15 protein-coding genes and 1 pseudogene are annotated in these 17782 nt (G+C 64.5%); 3 read left to right on the top strand and 13 right to left on the bottom strand.

Annotated elements, in window-relative coordinates:
* Positions 1–168 precede the first annotated feature (168 nt).
* Complete coding sequence (locus JN280_RS23075) at positions 169–1560, top strand: D-alanyl-D-alanine carboxypeptidase family protein (protein ID WP_244741944.1); 1392 nt, start codon at positions 169–171, stop codon at positions 1558–1560.
* A 53-nt stretch (positions 1561–1613) separates the two neighbouring features.
* Here JN280_RS23075 and JN280_RS23070 read toward each other — a convergent pair whose 3' ends face one another.
* The 4 genes from JN280_RS23070 to JN280_RS23055 form a co-directional block, all read right to left on the bottom strand.
* Entirely contained in the window at positions 1614–2309 is a 696-nt protein-coding gene (locus tag JN280_RS23070; protein ID WP_202305676.1) for a DnaJ domain-containing protein, read from the bottom strand.
* Entirely contained in the window at positions 2306–3040 is a 735-nt protein-coding gene (locus JN280_RS23065; RefSeq protein WP_202305670.1) for a VWA domain-containing protein, read from the bottom strand. Before JN280_RS23065 ends, JN280_RS23070 begins: the two co-directional genes overlap by 4 nt.
* Before the next feature lie 98 nt (positions 3041–3138).
* Positions 3139–3576 (bottom strand): DUF1489 family protein, encoded by a 438-nt coding sequence (locus tag JN280_RS23060; RefSeq protein ID WP_202305668.1) that lies wholly within the window; start codon positions 3574–3576, stop codon positions 3139–3141.
* 69 nt (positions 3577–3645) lie between these two features.
* A complete protein-coding gene (locus JN280_RS23055) occupies positions 3646–5046 on the bottom strand; it encodes an L-serine ammonia-lyase (RefSeq protein ID WP_202305666.1) in 1401 nt (466 codons plus the stop codon).
* 598 nt (positions 5047–5644) lie between these two features.
* On the opposite strand from JN280_RS23055, the gene JN280_RS23050 reads away from it, so the two are divergent.
* Positions 5645–6370, top strand: coding sequence for a DUF599 domain-containing protein (locus JN280_RS23050; RefSeq protein WP_202305655.1), 726 nt, complete (start codon positions 5645–5647; stop codon positions 6368–6370).
* On the opposite strand, the gene JN280_RS23045 is transcribed toward JN280_RS23050, so the two are convergent.
* From JN280_RS23045 to JN280_RS23020, 6 genes are all read right to left on the bottom strand, one after another.
* Positions 6346–7143 carry a YdcF family protein gene (locus JN280_RS23045; RefSeq protein WP_202305653.1) on the bottom strand — a complete coding sequence of 266 codons (798 nt, stop codon included), beginning with the start codon at positions 7141–7143 and terminating at the stop codon, positions 6346–6348. The genes JN280_RS23050 and JN280_RS23045 overlap by 25 nt on opposite strands.
* Before the next feature lie 324 nt (positions 7144–7467).
* A complete protein-coding gene (locus JN280_RS23040) occupies positions 7468–9039 on the bottom strand; it encodes an amidase (RefSeq protein ID WP_202305651.1) in 1572 nt (523 codons plus the stop codon).
* A 12-nt stretch (positions 9040–9051) separates the two neighbouring features.
* Positions 9052–9522: a GNAT family N-acetyltransferase gene (locus tag JN280_RS23035; protein ID WP_202305642.1), complete on the bottom strand. Its 471-nt coding sequence runs from the start codon at positions 9520–9522 to the stop codon at positions 9052–9054.
* 3 nt (positions 9523–9525) lie between these two features.
* Positions 9526–9813 (bottom strand): Asp-tRNA(Asn)/Glu-tRNA(Gln) amidotransferase subunit GatC, encoded by a 288-nt coding sequence (gatC, locus tag JN280_RS23030; protein ID WP_202305640.1) that lies wholly within the window; start codon positions 9811–9813, stop codon positions 9526–9528.
* Positions 9814–9925: 112 nt separating this feature from the next.
* Positions 9926–10348 carry a hypothetical protein gene (locus JN280_RS23025; protein WP_244741941.1) on the bottom strand — a complete coding sequence of 141 codons (423 nt, stop codon included), beginning with the start codon at positions 10346–10348 and terminating at the stop codon, positions 9926–9928.
* A gap of 106 nt (positions 10349–10454) precedes the next feature.
* Positions 10455–11162 carry a metal-dependent hydrolase gene (locus JN280_RS23020; RefSeq protein WP_202305638.1) on the bottom strand — a complete coding sequence of 236 codons (708 nt, stop codon included), beginning with the start codon at positions 11160–11162 and terminating at the stop codon, positions 10455–10457.
* Between the two features lie 74 nt (positions 11163–11236).
* Here JN280_RS23020 and ruvX point away from each other — a divergent pair, with 74 nt between their 5' ends.
* On the top strand, positions 11237–11710 hold the full coding sequence (gene ruvX, locus JN280_RS23015; RefSeq protein ID WP_202305636.1) for a Holliday junction resolvase RuvX: 474 nt from the start codon (positions 11237–11239) through the stop codon (positions 11708–11710).
* On the opposite strand, the pseudogene JN280_RS39540 reads toward ruvX, so the two are convergent.
* From JN280_RS39540 to JN280_RS23005, 3 genes and pseudogenes are all read right to left on the bottom strand, one after another.
* Positions 11699–11998: pseudogene (locus JN280_RS39540) on the bottom strand (DUF6105 family protein); the annotation flags it as partial. The gene ruvX and the pseudogene JN280_RS39540 overlap by 12 nt on opposite strands.
* A gap of 331 nt (positions 11999–12329) precedes the next feature.
* Positions 12330–15623 carry a hypothetical protein gene (locus tag JN280_RS23010; protein ID WP_202305634.1) on the bottom strand — a complete coding sequence of 1098 codons (3294 nt, stop codon included), beginning with the start codon at positions 15621–15623 and terminating at the stop codon, positions 12330–12332.
* A complete protein-coding gene (locus JN280_RS23005; protein WP_202305632.1) occupies positions 15620–17773 on the bottom strand; it encodes a trypsin-like serine peptidase in 2154 nt (717 codons plus the stop codon). The genes JN280_RS23010 and JN280_RS23005 overlap by 4 nt, the downstream gene beginning before the upstream one ends.
* Positions 17774–17782 lie beyond the last annotated feature (9 nt).

Genomic DNA, 17782 nt, shown 5'->3' with positions numbered 1-17782 from the left:
ACAGTTCGAAAGAAATTCGAATGAAATAAGCGTAAAGCCGGACGGAAATCGTCAACATCCTGGTTACCATAAACGGATTGGTAAGATTGCTTGCCTTAGGGTTTTCGAATGCGAGGCCGGATCCTTTGCCGCGCCCCGGGTACCAACGAAAACTCAAAGGATGTAACAGTGCGTCAGGCGTCGCTGGTCCGTCACCTTCCTCGATCTCCCATATCCCTCAAACCCTTCCTCGCCCTCCTCCTCGCGGCAACGCTCGGCCTGGGGGCATCGGAAGCGGCGGCGGCGAATTCGCGATATGCCGCCATCGTCGTCGACGCGAACACCGGCAAGACGCTGTTTTCAGCCAATGCCGACGCGCAGCGCTATCCCGCTTCGCTGACCAAGATGATGACCCTCTACCTCATCTTCGAAGGGCTGCAGTCCGGCAAGATCACCAGGAACACGCGTGTTCCGTTTTCGGCCTCCGCCGCCGCGAAGCCGCCGACGAAACTCGGCGTCAAGGCCGGCAGTTCGGTCACGGTCGAGACCATCGTCTACGCGCTGGTCACCAAGTCGGCCAATGATGCGGCCGCTGCGATCGCCGAATATCTCGGCGGATCGGAGGAGAATTTCGCGCGCATCATGACCAACAAGGCGCGCCGCCTCGGCATGAGCGACACCACCTTCAGGAATGCCTCGGGCCTGCCGAACTCCGCGCAGCACTCGACCGCACGAGACCTTGCCGTCCTCGGTATCGCGCTGCGCGAGCATTTTCCGCAGTACTACAGCTATTTTTCGACCCGCTCCTTCACCTTCGGGCGTCAGCGCATGGGCAACCACAACAAGCTGCTCGGCCGCGTCCAGGGCGTCGACGGCATCAAGACCGGCTACACCAATGCGTCGGGCTTCAACCTTGTCTCGTCGGTGAAATCAGGCGACCGCAAGATCGTCGCCGTCGTGATGGGTGGCGCCAGCGGCCGCGCCCGCGACAACCATATGGCCGAGCTGATCAAGAAGTATCTGCCGAAAGCATCCGGCCGCGACGGCGGCGACCTTGTCGCCCGCGCCGAGCCGGCGGACCTCCGGCCGCAGATCACCGCCGACAATGCCGCCACGGCGGTCGCCGCTGCGGTCCTGCCGAAGCGCAACGCACCTACTCCGGACAGCCGCCCCGAACTTGCGGTCGAGCTCGCCACTGCCGAGGTGGAAGCGCCGAAGGCATCGGGCAAGTCCGTCAAGGTCGTCACCGAAGTCGCGTCCGTCGAGCAGGGCTACGCCGAGGTCGCTCCCACCCCGGCGGCGCTGGACGCGGTGCAGACCGCGTCGACGCAGCCTTCCGGCTGGGTCGTTCAGATCGCGTCCTCGCCGAGCGATGCCGAAGCCAAGGCCGCGCTCGCCAAAGTCAGCAAGCAGGCGCCAACGATCCTGGCTGACGCTTCGGGCTTCACATCGACCTTCAACAAGGGGGGCATCACCTACTATCGCGCCCGCTTCGGCGGCTTCGCGACGAAGACCGCGGCCTGGGATGCCTGCGGCGCGCTTAAGAAGAAGAAGATCGCCTGCTACGCGGTCCAGCAGTGAACAGTCGAGGCAATGGAACCGTCTCCAGGAAGAGTACCGGTGTCGAAGGAGATCTAATCGTGATCGGAGAGCAGGACATCCTTGGCTTCGTTGATCCGCGCCGCCAGGAAAGACGATCCGCCAATGTCGGGGTGCAGGCGCTGCATCAGGCGGCGGTGCGCCTTGCGGACATCCGCCGCGGAGGCCCCCGTTTCAAGACCAAGGACCTTGTAGGCCTCCTCCTTAGTCATGGCGCCCGAACCTGGCGCAACTCGCTCCCCCCGGCCAACATCCGCCTCAGCGTCCTTGCGCCAGACGGGAAAACGGCCGTCAAGATACGCCTCAAGTAGCTGCCGGCTCTCGCCGTCGCCGGCCAACTCGGCGTGGAGTTCGACAAGCTCGTGCAACGTCATCTCGCCGAGGATGCGGGTTTCGAATCTGCCGGCGAGCACGATGCCCTCCAGTACGCCGCTGTCGTGGTCGAGTTCCATCTCCAGCGCGGCGGTTCTGACGGTGGATCGTTTCCCCGGCGTCTTGCGCAGGTTGCGGTTCCTGCGCTGATAGCCGTACCAGCCGAAGGCAAGCGACATCAGCATGCCGCCCACTCCTGCCCGGCCGGTGACGAGCAGCAGGGCGCCGGCGATGCCGAGCACGATCGGACCGCTCTTGCGCAAGCCTTCCGCCAATCGTGCCGGATCGGCGCGCACGAAGACCGCTGCCAGTCCGACGACGAACAGCAGCACCAGCAAGGCATAGACGGCCACTGTCATCCCTTGCCGCTACCTCGCAAATTCTCGATCATCAGCCTGTCCTCGGACCGTCCCCTTGCTTCGAGGGCCTTCAGCCCGCCGGTAGCGAAGACGGCCACGGCAGACAACAGACGCGCCAGTGTGGCGGCCGCGTCGCGATCGAAGCGAAACCAGGCGCCGCGCGACAGCCGGGCGACCTCGCGGAAAGCCCGCTCGACGGCGGCGTCGGCTCCTTCCTGGAAAACGAACACCGGCACGCCGCGCAGGCCAAGCTTGCCGGCCTTGTCGGCGAGATCGTCGATGCTCTCCTCCATGGCGTCGCCGATGAAGACCACGGCATTGACCTTCTCCTGCTCCGTCGTCCGTAATGCATGGGACAGCACCTTGCCGATCTGCGTGTGTCCGCCGCGGCAATCGATCCGCACCATCAGGTCCTTGAGTGCCCCGGTATCGGAGACGAATTTCGAGGCGCGGCACTCGCCGATTCCCCGGAAATAGACGAGTTGGACAGACAGCTTTCCCGACTTGCCGACGGCGTCGAACATCTCGGCCTGCAGGCGGCAAGCGAGATCCCAGGTCGGCTGCCGGCTCATGGTGGCGTCAAGTGCCAGGATCAGCCGGCCGCTGCCCGCTGAAACCGCCTGCAGGGTGCGTGCCTGCTCAAGGAACGCGGCGATATCGCGCGCATCGGATTTCGGCTTGGCCGGGGCAGACCGGGCATTGCGCGGAACAGGCGTCGACTTGTCGCTCATGACAATCAACATGTGGCGTGAAGGCCCGGCTTGCAAGATCGCCGGCCAGAGCGATCGCGGCCCGGGCGGCGCGCAAGCCGGAGTTGGCGGCGATGCGCTCAGAGAAGTCCGAGCTCGGCGAGTTCCTGCCTCAGCTTCGGCGGCATCTCCGCAAGCCCGGCCCTGCCCTTGCCGAGATCGGCCGGTGCATCCTCCGGCTTCAGGTAGCGCCACCCCTGGAAAGCCCGCCGCGGCTGCCATTCGGTCCGCACGACGAGCGGATCGAGAACCAGATGGCAGCGGCCGATACCTTCGTCATCCGTGAACGGGCGTATCTCGGTGATCAGTTGCCGGCACTGCACATTGCCCTTGATGACCCAGTAGAGCGAGCCGCCTTCGGTGATTTCGGCGCCGCGGGTCGGGACCATGCGCGTGGTGTGATATTGCTCGACAGGTTCGCCGGCGCGGCGACGGTCGGCAAGTCGCATCGCGATCCATTCTTCGAGGTCCTCGACGCTCTCGCAGCCGACGCAGAGTTTGATCAGGTTCAGTGCCATGGTCCGAAACTAGCGGCAGCGGTGGGGCGCTTCAACGGCAGTGCCGGTTTTGCACAGGATCCCCCCTCGTCAGCACTCGACCACGTTGACGGCGAGTCCGCCGAGACTGGTCTCCTTGTACTTCTCGCTCATATCCATGCCGGTCTGCCGCATGGTCTCGATCGCGGCATCGAGCGGCACGAAATGCTTGCCGTCACCCTTGATGGCGAGCGACGCGGCGGTGACCGCCTTCACCGCGCCCAGTGCGTTGCGCTCGATGCACGGCACCTGGACGAGCCCGCCGACGGGATCGCAGGTCATGCCGAGATGGTGCTCGAGCGCGATCTCGGCCGCATTCTCGACCTGTTCGGGCGTGCCGCCCATCACCGCGCAAAGGCCTGCCGCGGCCATGGCCGAGGCCGAACCGACTTCGCCCTGGCAGCCGACCTCGGCCCCGGAGATCGAGGCATTGTGCTTGATGATGCCGCCGACGGCTGCGGCCGTCAGCAGGAAGTCGCGGATCGAACCCTGATCCGCCTCGACATGGAAGTGCAGCCAGTAGCGCATGACCGCCGGCACAACGCCCGCGGCCCCGTTGGTCGGCGCGGTGACGACACGGCCGCCTGCCGCATTCTCCTCATTGACCGCCATGGCATAGATCGACAGCCAGTCGTTGGCGAGCAGCGGATTCGGACGGTTGCTCCGCCAATCCTCCTGCAGCTTGTCGTGGAGTTGGCGAGCGCGCCGCCGAACCTTCAGGCCGCCGGGCATGATGCCCTCCTGCGAAAGGCCGCGATCGATACAGCCCTCCATCGCTGCCCAGACGGCATCCAGGCCGGCATCGAGCTCGGCCCGCGACATATGGACCTCCTCGTTGGCTCTTTTCATGGCGGCGATCGAGCGGCCGCTCTTCGCGGCCATGGCAAGCATCTCCGCTGCGCTCCGGAACGGATATGGCACAGGCCTGCCCGGGGCCTGAGGGCCACGCGTCTTCATGCGCTGCAGCTCTTCGTCGGAAACGACGAAGCCGCCGCCGATCGAATAATAGATGCGCCTGAGAAGCAGTTCGCCCACCGCGTCATAGGCGTAGAAGGTCATGCCATTGGCATGGCCCGCCAGCGGCGTCTTCTTGTCGAGGACGAGATCGACCGCCGGATCGAAGCGATAGGTTGGATGCCCCGGCGGCGAAATGCACTTTTCGGCCCCGATCCGTTCGACGATCACGTCTGCCGTGTCGGGATCGACGGTCACCGGCGTCTGGCCGGCGAGCCCGAGCACGACCGCCCTGTCACTGCCGTGCCCGATGCCGGTATAGGCGAGCGAGCCGTGCAAACTCGCGCCCAAGCGCGACACCTTGGAGCCGGCAGGCCGCGGCCAGTCGCCCGACAGGATCTCGTCCAGGAACCGCGCGGCTGCCGTCATGGGTCCCATCGTGTGCGAGCTCGACGGACCGATGCCGATCTTGAACAAGTCGAAGACGGAAAGGAACAACGGCAAAGCCTCCGGTTGATCCGCGATCTATCCGCCTGTTCGAGACCGCGCGCTGCGCGCGGGCCGACCTCGGCTGATCCCGGCGCGACATCGGCCGGGATGGATCGCCAACCCTACAGATAGGCAAACAAAAAGGCGCGAGGAAGCTCCCGCGCCCGCCGAAACGATACCGTGAAGATCAACCGGCCGTCGCAAGCACCGCCGCGGTTTCCGAACCGCCGACCAGCCAGGCCAGCAGGATGATGCCCGCAAAGCCGACCACTGCCTTGGCCGTCAAGCCCCAGCAGGATTTGTTCACGCTGTCTTCCATGATTTCCTTTTGCTCATCAGCCGGGAAACGCCAGACTCACCGTTCCGTTTCCACTCCCAATGCCCGCACGCTAGATACGCGCTTCGCATGGGCTTCGCAACGACAAAAGAGGCGAAATCTGGGCAACCGTCCTGCGACATCTTCTCATGCCCCTCACAAGTTTAATGAAATCAGAAGCTTGACCTCAACTCTTCGTAAAGGAACCGGCAAGAGTTGTGGCGGAGGCAAGGCGCGCGCCGGACGCCCGCACCAGCGCCCCGGCCGATCATCTATGGTAGAAATCCGGACATGGCCGATTCCTTTCCGCTCGCCGCGATGGACGTTCTCGCACTCGTCTTCTTTCTCGTTGTGTGGGCCTTCTATGCGCTGGCGGTCGAAGGCAGGCTTTTTTCCCGCACATCGCTGACGCGCGCCATGAACGTGCAGCGCGAAGTCTGGATGCATACGATGGCCAGGCGCGATCTGCGCATGGTCGACACCAGCATCATGATCGGCCTGCAGCAGGGCACGGCCTTCTTTGCCTCGACCTCGCTGATCGCGCTCGGGGGAAGCCTTGCTCTGCTCCAGCAATCGGACAAGGTTCTGGTCGTGCTCTCGGACCTGCCTTACGTCACGCAACCCGTGCGCGGCGTCTTCGAGATGAAGGTTCTCGGCCTCGCCGTGCTGATGGCCTATTCCTTCTTCAAGTTCGCCTGGTCGTACCGGCTGTTCAACTATTGCTCCATCCTGATCGGCGCCGTGCCGATGCGAGGCGAAGACGGCGGCAATGACACGGAGGTCGAACTGGCCGAACGGCGTGCTGCGCGCATGAACATCCTCGCCGGCAAGCACTTCAACACCGGCCTGCGGGGCATCCTGTTTTCGATCGGCTATCTCGGCTGGTTCGTCGGGCCCGGGCCGTTCGTGGTCGCGACCATACTGGTGCTCGGCGTTCTCATCCGACGTCAGTTCTTTTCAGCCGCGCGGCGGACAGTGCTCGAAGCCGGCGATCAGCCCGGGCCGGGCAAGAGCTGATCGATCCGGCCGGTTATCCAGTAGACGAACAGACCGATCCACTCGCGGATGCCGAGCGTGGTGTTCTGCAGCGAATCCATCGCATTGTCGACAAAGAATCCGGCCCCTTCCTCCCCTGACGTCCGGTAGTCGACCGGCCAGGGAATCGCGGGAAAGCCGGCCTTTCGAAACAGGCCGACCGAGCGCGGCATGTGGAAGGCCGATGTCACCAGCAGCCAGGTGTCACCTGGCTGCGGCTCGACCAGTCTCTGCGAGAAGCGCGCGTTCTCGTCGGTGTTGCGCGATCTGTTCTCCAGGATCAGCCGCTCCGGCGCGACACCGAGCGCGGTGAGCAACCGCGGCGCCGTGTCGGCGTCGGCCTCGCCATCGAGCTGAAGCTCACCCGAGCCGCCCGAGACGAGGATCTTTGCATTTGGATAGCGCCGCGCAAGGATCGCCGTCTCGACGAAACGGTCGCCTGAACTGTTCAGCTCGTAGCCGCCCCGAACCTTGTTGATGCCGCCCTCGAGCCCGCCGCCCAGCACGACGATGCCGTCGATGCGCTCGGGCAGAGCATCCGGCCTGGGGAAGCGATCCTCCAGAAGCCCGAGGAGATTGGCGCCGAGTGACGACCAGACGGACAGCGCCAGCACGAGAGCCGCCCCGCTGCCGGTCCAGAAAGCAAGCCGCCGCCACGCCAACACCGTGGCGGCAAGGGACGTCAGGATCAGCAGCACCGCCAGATTGGCGGGCTGGGCGAAGAACCAGAAGATCTTTGAGATGACGAAGAACATGCGCGCCCCCGCGGCTCAGCTATCTGGCGACTTCGTAGAGCATTGAGTGGAGCAATTGAAAGCGGGCACCGGACCAGACGCTGTCCTGCAACGCCTCGAACATTCCCAAAGCCGCGGGGGACGTCCGGCGAGGAACGTCCCGCCCGATCGCCGTTGTCCCACCCTCGAATTCGGCCGGTGCCAGTGCCGGAGCGGTCCTGCGTCCGGGGCGGATATCCTTCACGCAGTGGATCAAGGACCTATGGCGAAGCCCGCGGCAACGTCGACACGCAGATTGCGACAGCGCTTGCCCCACAGGCCCGAAACGCAAAAATCCCCCCAGGCTCAGGCCCACCAGACCTCGGGCTCGAAACGCCCGGCGGCCTTCTCGATGACGTCACCGGCCCGGAAAAGCGTCTCCTCGTCGAACGGCCGGCCGATGAGCTGCAAGCCGAGCGGTAGGCCCTTCTCGTCGAGCCCCGCCGGGACGGCGATACCCGGAAGCCCTGCCATGTTCACCGTCACGGTGAAGATGTCGTTGAGATACATTTTGACGGGGTCGGCGTTCATGTCCTGGTCGGCGACGCCGAAGGCGGCCGACGGCGTGGCCGGCGTCAGGATCACGTCCACGCCGGCGTCGAACGCCTGCTCAAAGTCGCGCTTGATCAGGGTGCGGACCTTCTGGGCCTGGAGATAGTAGGCGTCGTAGTAGCCCGCGGAGAGCACATAGGTGCCGATCATGATACGGCGCTTGACCTCGCGGCCGAAGCCGGCGGCGCGGGTCTTCTCATACATGTCGACGATGTCCTTGCCGGGAACGCGCAGCCCGTAACGGACGCCGTCGTAGCGCGCCAGGTTCGAGGACGCCTCGGCCGGCGCAACGATGTAGTAAGCCGGCAGGGCGTATTTGGTGTGCGGCAGCGAGATGTCGACGATCTCGGCGCCGGCATCCTTGAGCCAGGCGATGCCTTTGCGCCAGAGCTCCTCGATCTCCTGCGGCATGCCGTCGATGCGGTATTCCCTCGGGATGCCGACCTTGAGCCCCTTGATCGACTGGCCGACGGAAGCCTCGTAGTCCGGCACCGGGCGGTCGACCGAGGTAGTGTCCTTGGGGTCGACCGACGCCATGGATTTCAGAAGGATCGCCGCATCCCGCACGTCGCGCGCGATCGGGCCCGCCTGGTCGAGCGACGAGGCGAAAGCGACGATGCCCCAGCGCGAGCAGCGGCCATAGGTCGGCTTGATGCCCACGGTGCCGGTGAAGGCGGCGGGCTGGCGGATCGAGCCGCCCGTATCGGTCGCGGTCGCGCCGGCGCAAAGGAAGGCCGAGACCGCTGCGGCCGAGCCGCCGGACGAGCCGCCCGGCACGAGCTGGGCATTGTCGAGGGAACGCGCGGCGCGCACGCCGCCGCCGCCGGAGACGAAACCGCCCTCGCCCATATGGGTCGACGGCGTCACCGTCGTCATCGTCCGCGAACGGCGCCAGGGGTTGATCACCGGCCCGTAATAGGACGTTTCGTTGGACGAGCCCATGGCGAACTCGTCCATGTTGAGCTTGCCGAGCATGACGGCGCCGTCGGCCCACAGATTGGCACTCACCGTCGATTCGTAGCGTGGCTTGAAGCCGTCGAGCACATGGCTGCAGGCCTGGGTGTGCACGCCTTCGGTCGCGAACAGGTCCTTGATGCCGACCGGAATGCCTTCCAGCGGACCGGCTTCGCCCCTGGAGAGCCGCGCGTCCGACGCCTTGGCCATGTCCCGCGCCTTGTCGTGGGTGACGGCGACATAGGCGTTGAGCTGCGGATTGGCCGCATCGATCGCCGCGAGATAGGCGTCGGTCAGTTCGGCCGCGGAAATTTCCCTGGAGCGCAGCTTCGCGCGTGCTTCTGCGATGGTCAGTCTGGTCAGGTTGGTCATCTGGACATCCGTTCAGGCCGCTTCGGCAACAAGCGGCTTTGCATAAAATACCGACCACTGCGAATCCGGGTAGTCGAGCACCGGTCCGCAACGAGAGAAACCGGCCCGCTCGTAAACCGTCCAGGCCGCCGGGTGGCGATCGCCGGTTTCGAGCACCAGTCGTGTCATGCCTTCGGCTCGCGCCAGCGCCTCTATGCGCGCGACGATCGCCACCCCGATCCGCCGGCCACGGTGCGAAGGGCGCGTATACATGCGCTTCACCTCGCCGACGCCGTCTTCGTGCCGCTTCAGGGCACCGCAGGCGACGGCGACGCCCTCATCCCGCGCGACGAAGACCGTGGTGTCGGACTGCGCCATCTCCTCGACCGTCATGTGGAAGCAGAATTCGGGCGGGGTCAATTCGAGCAAGGCCGCGTTGAGCTCGGCGATCAGCGCGCGAACCTCCTCCTGCAACGGGCTTTCGGCCGCGATCTCGATCGCCATGGCCTATTCCACCACTTTCGGCACCAGGAAGAAATTCTCTTCGGTGGCCGGCGCATTGGCGACGATGTCGGCCGCCTTGTTGCCCTCCGTCACCACGTCCTGGCGCTTCTTCATCTCCATCGGGATCACCGACGTCATCGGTTCGACGCCGGTCACGTCGACCTCGTTCAGTTGCTCCACGAAGCCCAGAATGGCGTTGAGCTCGCCGGTCATGCGTTCCGCCTCCTCCGGCGTGACGGCAATGCGGGCAAGGTGCGCGACGCGTTTTACAGTATCGGTATCGACGGACATTCTCTCGCCTCGGCGGTCAAAGGAGGATCAGGCCGGGCTATAGCTTCGTGGCGCGCCACGCGCAACCGGCATGGCCCGCCGACGCGCCGCAACAGCGGCGGCGCCGCGCGCTTCAGGGCGCCTCGACGCCCTCGCACTGGAAATAGGTGCCGCCATTGCCGCCGGCGTCGTCGGGATCGGCGACGCGCACCGAGGTGATTTCCAACTGCCCCTCGGCCCGCGGCATGATCGACACCACATCCGGAAAGGCATGTCCGGGCTGCTCGCACAGGGCGTTCGCCAGCCAGCCTGCGGATCGCGCCGCCTTGGTCACATCGAGGAATTCACAGTGATATTCGATGCCCTCGAAGCCGCGGGCGGTGAGCAGGACGTTACCGGCCTCCAGCACGGTCTGGAGACCCTCCGTTCTCGCCTGGGCGCAGAGATCCTCGCTCGGCGCATAGACCCCTGAGATGAAATCGTCCGCCGCGACCGCGGGCATGGTCGACGCGAGCGCAAGAATCGCTAGAGAAAAGCCTCCCAAGCCAATGACCATGTGTTATTTTCCCGAATTCGATCTGCGTAGCCTCACTTCCGCTTCCTGCCTGACCGCATCTCTTGCCGCAGGTTCTTGTCGGAAGACCGCGGTGCCGCTTTGCTTGCTAGATGGTGAAGGCCTCGCCGACCTTCGGCAGTGCGACCCGCGTCTTGGACCCCTCCATGCCCGCGACGAATTTGTCGGCCGTCTGGTCGATGATGCCGAAGCTGGCGTAGTGGCAGGGGATAACGGTCTCGAAATTGAAGAAGCGGCGGCAGGCGAGCGCAGCCACTGCGCCGCCCATGGTGAAGCGGTCGCCGATCGGCACCATGCCGATCTTGGGCTCGTGCAACTCGTTGATCAGCGCCATGTCGGAGAAGATGTCGGTGTCGCCCATATGGTAGACCGTCGGCTCTTCCGGGAAGTGCAGGACCAGTCCTCCCGGATTGCCGAGATAAGTATTGGCGCCGCGCTCGCCGCCGAAGGACGAGGAATGGAGCGCCTGCACGAATGTCGTGGTGAAGCCGCCGCAGTCGACCGTTCCGCCGTGATTGCCGGGATTGATCTTCTTGTCGCTCACGCCCTTTCCGACAAGGAACATGCAGATCTCGAAATTGGCCACAAGCATGGCGCCTGATTTCTGCAGGATCGGCACGGCGTCGCCGACATGGTCGTTGTGGCCGTGGGTGAGCAGCACATGGGTCACGCCCTCTGCCGCCTCCTCCCATCCCTTACCCCATGAAGGATTGCCCGTAAGGAACGGATCGATCAGGATTTTTGCCCCGCCGGCCTCGACGCGGAACGCGGAATGACCATACCAGGTGATTTTCATGGGACTTGCTCCTCGATTTCGGTTCGACGCGAGGATAGAACGGCGGACGACCAAATCAATGGGAAGCCCCGCTTTTGCCCGTCATCGCGATAGAGGAATTGCCTGCCTGGCTGCCGCGCGGCAAGACGCTGGCCGGCCTCGACCTGGGCGACAAGACGATCGGCGTGGCCGTTTCGGACGTCGGGCTCTCCTTCGCCCATCCGCGCCAGGTGATCCTGCGCAAGAAGTTCTCGATCGATGCCGCCGTTCTGCTCGAGCAGTTGACCCGGGACAATGCCGGCGCCGTCGTCATCGGCCTGCCGGTCAATATGGACGGCAGCGAAGGTCCGCGCGTACAGGCTTCGCGCGCCTTCGTCCGCAACATCGCACGGATGAGCGATCTACCCTTTGCCTTCTGGGACGAGCGGCTGTCCACGGTAGCCGCCGAACGGGCGCTGCTCGAGATGGACGTCTCCCGCAAGAAGCGGGAGACGCGCATCGATTCGGCTGCCGCGGCCTTCATCCTCCAAGGCGTTCTCGACCGGCTGAAGTCCCTGCGAGGGGATTGATCCCCAGGCCGTGACACGGCGCGTCCGCCACCAGGTGCGCAGTTCGCGGCGGCGCCGAAAGGCCCATATGGCGCAGAGCAGCAGCGTATCGATCGCGCAGGCCCTGGCAACGAGCGCCGGTATGGTTGCCGGATCGATTCCCAGTATTTCACCATAGAGTTCGAAGACGAGATCGTGCAGTTGACGGCTCAGCATGACGTAGCCGAAATTGATGTCGTTCAGGGACAGAAAATACCAGCCCCAGAACAGGATGAGCGGCATCGCCCAGGCGGCTAGGATGTATTTCATGACCGCTCCTCATCGAAACTGACGTCGGCGCATTCGGAAGTGCGCGAAGATATGGCCCCCTCCACAGCGGCCGCGCGGCCACCGGCACCGGATGGCGGATGCCCGTCGACGGTCGTGACGCCCAAGCAATCGAATGCCGCACATGCTCTGCCGCTCCCGACCGCCATCGCCGGCAAGGCAAGGCCGCTCATCGGCTGGAAGGCCAGGAATGGCGCGAAAGTCTGACGCATCGAAGGACTGTGGCCCCTGCCGCCGTCCGCCGCAATCTAAACCATCTGTTAAGGTTAATGGCGGACCGCCTCGGGCGCATAGTCCCACAGCACCGCGCAAGTCAGTTCGCCGGCGATCCCTGCAGGCGCGATTGCAACTCCCGCAATCGTGCACGAGACGCGTCCCGAACCGCCATGAGCGCGCCGAGTTCGCTTGCCTCGCCGCCGCGAAGGAGTCTGCCGAGCAGGTTCACCGTACGTCCGAAATCCCCGGCCCGGTCCGCCCAGCCGAGGAAGCCGAGAAGATCGGATGGAGTCTGCGCTCCGAGCAGCGTGGTCGTGAGGCGCTTGAACAAGCCGCTGGCTTCCGGATCGTATGCGTCGGCCGGCAGATTGACATTCATGCGCCATGCTTTCGGCAGCACCTTGTCGAGCAGATAGGCGAAGGGGACGATCCACTCGGGTTCGCGCACGAAGCAATAGGAACCGGCAAAGCGCGCGACCCAATCGTCGTCCTGAAGGGCGACCCATTCGATCATTTGTCTCGCCGCCGCAATGACGTCGAGGTTCTGGATGATCAGGTGAGGTATCTCGCTGAATTGCTGGTCCTCCAGGGGATAGCGAAGCCTTTCGGCGTCATCGAGATAATCGAGCACGGTGGCATTTGGCGCCGACAAGCACTGTGCGCCCCCGGAACTGGCCAGGATGGCGAACTCGGCAAACGAGATACCGTTTGCGATACGCGCGGCTTCCAGCTTGCACCAGGCGGTGATCGCCGATCGCCTGCTCGCCGCCCCGACAAGCAGGATCAGCCGCAACGAGCATTCGCGCAGACGGCCCTGGCCGCTCGAGCTTGCCAGCGCGTCACGGATGCGACTGTCGATACGGGTAGCCAGTCCGGGATCGTACATATGCGCGGTAAGAAGGGCCTGGGCAAGCGCATGCCAGTTGTCATTGCCGCGGCTACCGGTGATCCGGTCATACAAAGGCTGATACTTCTTCAGCCAGTAGTCCGGCGCGACCTGCCCTGCCAGCGAAAGCCGCGCAATGTAGAATGCCAGTTGCGTCAGGTCATATTGTTCGGCCGGCATCACCAGATCGCGCGGATCGAGGCGGCCCCAGAAGCCGCATTTCATTTGGATCGCCTGCCAGGCACTGTGCGCGCCGATTGTGCCCCCGGTGGATGGCTGCCCCTTGTCGAGAAGGAAACGCACGCGAGGTTCGATTTTTCGGTCATTCATGCCGCGCAGGCCGCTTCCGGTGCGCCCGACATGGTCCCAGAGCAAGTCGTCCGGCAGACGACGCAGATGCTCGAGTTCGAGCGGTCGTTCGGAGAATTTGGCCTCGAGCAGGCACCAGCCGGGAGATCCCGGTTCGAAATCCTCGAGGTCGCGTGCGAGCGCCGTCAGCACCTGCTCGGGAAAGGCATCGGGCCTTATCTCTTCAGTTCTTCCACGAAGAAAGATGTAGTAGGCCCTTTCGACGGGGTCGTCGTTTGGCGGCACACCATAATAGTCGATCAATGCATCAACGACTTTGTCGAATTTTTCCGGCTTCCGACGCATCAGCGGCAGCGTGCGGGCGCGCAGGTCGCGCCTATGGCGCAGCGCATGACCGAACGGCTCGACGATCCAGCCTTCGCGCGATAGGCTGTCGAAAGCTTGGCCGGCCTGCTCCGGCGTAAGCTCGCAAATGGGCGCGAGTACGTCGCTTGCAAGTTGCCGGGTCACGGTCCGCGCCACGAGGCCCGGCCACGCTAGCTTGCGCGCCTGCTTGTCGCGTATGTGGTCGAGGACGCGCCGCTCGTAGAGCACGCCGACGAACTCCTGGTCAGCCTTTTCACCCAGCAGCTGGATTTCCTTGACAAGAGGCTCCCGTTGCTCGGGCGATGCGTCACGTACGAGTTCCACGGCCAGGCGCAATGTCAGCGGCTCGCGTCGGGCGGCCGGGTCGCGGCGGCGGCCCGCGATCTTCGGGACCCATTCGTCCTTCCACTCGCTGCCCATCAGTTGCCTGCCAAGCTTGTCGACCATCTCGCGGGCATCGGCTATCGACAGCGGTTCAAGGTTTTTCGTCTTCACGCTGAATTGCGGGGCATCGGGGTTTTCAAGTTCGTCCAATCCGGAACGGCCGGAAGCGACCACGCACAGTTCCGGAAAGGGCGCTTCCGTCAAGAACCTGAGCAAGGTAATCGTGCCGTTCATGGCCTCGGGGTCGGCATCGACAATCTCGAGCGTGTCCAGCACCAGAAGGAATGTCCGCGCGTTGCTCGCCGCAAGCGCATCGCGCACGATGGCTCGCAAGGCATCGCACCATTCGCCCAGCATAGTGAATTCCTGTCCGGTGAGCGAACGCCGGATCGAATTCTGCAACTGTTCGAGCGCCGGCTCCTGGGCGGCATATTGCAGAGCGAGTTGCCGGGCTATCTCGATGATGAGGAGCCCGGGGCTGCGCGGCTGCAGGTCCGCCCGGTCGAAGTCGAGGAAGGCGAACGGGAACTTCCTGTTGGCTGCCGTGGCATGATCATGGATGAACTTGGCAATCAGCGCAGTCTTGCCAAGTCCGCCGCGCGCCTTGATCGTCAGCATGCGGGGGCGGCGCACGCCCGCCGCCTGCGCAACGGCGGCGCCCACGCGGATAGCTGCCCGGCTGACATATTCGACCGCCGATTCCGAATCGAGCTCGTCGACGATGCTGCGCAGGATTTCGAGCTCCTCCGCGCGGCCGGCGAACCGATCCGTACGTCCCTGAGGACTTGCCTCGTCCAGGCCGATCATGACACCGAGCGGGCTGAGGAGATCGGTGAGTCCCGCCTGGCGCCGGCAATCGTTCACGGAGGGCACCGAGGGCGCAAGACGCGCCACGCCCTCCAGGGCATCCCGGGCGGCCTTGATGGCCCGATAGTGCTGAGGCGGCCACCCTTGAGGTCCCGTACCAAGCCGCCCGCGAAGCATTTCGCGCAGATACGCATCGATCAACGCTTCGGGACTGCTGTGCGTTGAGCCGATGACCACCTCATCAGGCTGTTCGAGTTCAGCCAGGCAGGCCGGCAGCAGTTCCTGTATCTCCGGCGAATCGAGGATGCGCGTGCGTTCGGCATTGGAGAGCCGCAGCAGCTTGGTGCCGCCCACGCTGATCAGTGAAGACTGGGACAAGGCGCGGTCACGCGCGGCCGGATCGCCATCGAGCAGGGTCGGATCGAAATTGTATCGGACCGCCGCCGCCACCAGCGCGCGCGTGACTGTCGGCGACTGGGGGGGCGTTGCGGGGTCCGCTCGCTGCGACGTGCCGCTTTGGGTGGAAGGCGCCAGGCGCGAGATCGTCTCCAGCACCCTGGGCCCCGTTTTCGCCAACGCCTGACGCACCTCCTCGCTGGCCAGCAAGGATGTGAGCAGGTCATTTGCTCCGGATTTCATAGCGTTCGTCCGTGCCTCTGATAGGCGCTTTCGATGTGCCTCGCGACCAGTTGCTGACCGAGTGTCAGGAACGTCTCGTCGTTGATGCCGCTCTGACGCAGACGGTCCAGCAACACCGGTATCGCGTTCCTGAGCGCGGCCGCTTCGATCTGTGACGGCGGCTCGACGTCGGTGATCTCGGCTTCGTCGAAGGCCGCCCCGATCGAAACCGCGACATCATCGACGGAGATGTCGTCGGCCGAAAGCGCCTCCTTGGTGAAGTCGTCCGGCACCAGAAAATCCGGCGTGGCGCCCAGGAAGAGCCAATACAGCGACGCGCGCACGTCGATGATGGCGCTCTCGTCGACATCGGCACCGACCAGCCCGGCGACAAAGCCTCTCACCTGCGCCGACATCGGCCGCACGTTGAGGTCATCGATCATGATCCATGTATTGCGCCAGCGATCCTTGGGTTCGATGACATCGGAAACGGCATTGGCGAGTTCCAGCACGACTGCGTCGGTCGCCACGCCGAGTGCGTCGTTGCCGGCCTTCGCGGCCCTGGCGTGTTGCGATTTGTTCACGGCCGTGACGCGATGGGCGGCAAGGCGCTCGGCGAACCACGAAGGCATTCTCTGCGAGGCCCAGCGGTCGATCTTGTCCCCATCCCCCCTGGGAAGGGCAGCACTTGGCTGTTCCGGGATTTCATCATGCTTGATGGTCAGGCCGAACCCCGCGGCAAGGGCGACGACGAAATCCTCCAGCCGGTCGGGGAGAAGTTCCCGCTCGCCGCCAAGGACGATAACGATGTCATCGGGCTCACTGGCCAGAATCGACCTGACGACGTCGACAGTGAACGTCTTTCCGGCGCCCAGCGACGGCGCATCGGCTGCGTAGACGCGGTCGCTGCGGCTCCGGCCAGTCGCCGCAGTTGCCTTGGTAAGGGCGGCATTCAGCCAGTCCTGTAGCTTTGTCCGGCCCAGGATCGGAGCGATCCCGCCGTTCCGGCGGCCAAGACGCCAGGTCCTTTTTCGCAGTGGTGGTGGTGGCGCCTGCGGCACGACGGCGCTGATCGCCGGCCAGATGGCGTCGAAGCGAATGGCTTGATTGCCCTCCAGGACCTTGTTGGGCTTGAACGCAGCGTTGTGGACGCCGATCAGGGTCAGATCCCAGGCGAAACAGGGCGCGCCCGACGTGCCCTCCTCCGTTTCTATCCTGGAGACCATCCTTGTCCCCGATTCACAGCATTTCGAGATGGCGCCGAAGTCGACCCTGCGCGCGAAGCCGAACGGATGCTGGGGAATGATCACCCGTGCTCCGTCGGCATAGGACGTCGCCGGCGGCAGGAGTGTTTCGATCCAGCCCCTCGGCCTTGCCGCGCCTGGGCGAACCGGTTGATTGCCGACAGGTTCGGCGAGCCGGATCAGCGCGAAGTCCAGATGGCTCTTCAGTTCACCGATCTGGGTCTGGTCGGGCGTCTTTACGGTTCCGTCCCACGCGAGCTTGTCGCTCTTGGCCCTTAGCCAATCCGTTGCGTGAAAATCGACGATGCGCAGGAACCGTGCGTTGCTGAGCTTCTCAAGGCCCGCGATAGGGTCGCCCGACTCGAAGTCGAACACGGCCTTGAAAGCGCGCGGAACTTCGGCCTCCTTGTGCCGAAGCACCAGGAGGTCGACGACATGCATCGCCGTCAGGATGATGTCGGGTCCCACCAGGAACCCGGTGCCGAGGCTCGTCTTGCGCTCGCCGTTCAGCAGGAAGTCGCCGACAATGCAGCACACTCTCGGGCCGATCTCTTCATTGAGCTGCTTGAGGCGCGGGACAGTCAGGGAATGGTCGCGGCGGCGCAGGAATGCCTGGTGAGCCTGTTCGCTCGACTTCGCGGAGCGGGTCAGCGGACCCACCACGGCCTGGAAGGCCTCGACCGTATCCATTTCGAAGTAGAGCCTTTCGGCCAGGTCGCAGGCGATCTCAAGCTCGTTCAGCGCATCGAGGATAGCGCGCGCCACACTCAGTTCACCCGAGGAACGCCCCGCCGAATGCGCCTTGATGAAGGCATCGATGTCGACGGCAATCTGATATTGACGGGCTGCGGTTTCGAGGCGGCCGGGATGGAGGTGTTCCGTGCAAGCCGCGGCCAGGGCATCGAGCTCAGCGGGTGTCAACTTCATGGCGCATCC

This window comes from Mesorhizobium sp. L-8-10 (assembly GCF_016756635.1).
Lineage (GTDB): Bacteria > Pseudomonadota > Alphaproteobacteria > Rhizobiales > Rhizobiaceae.
This window is presented reverse-complemented; position numbering and strand designations above follow the sequence as displayed.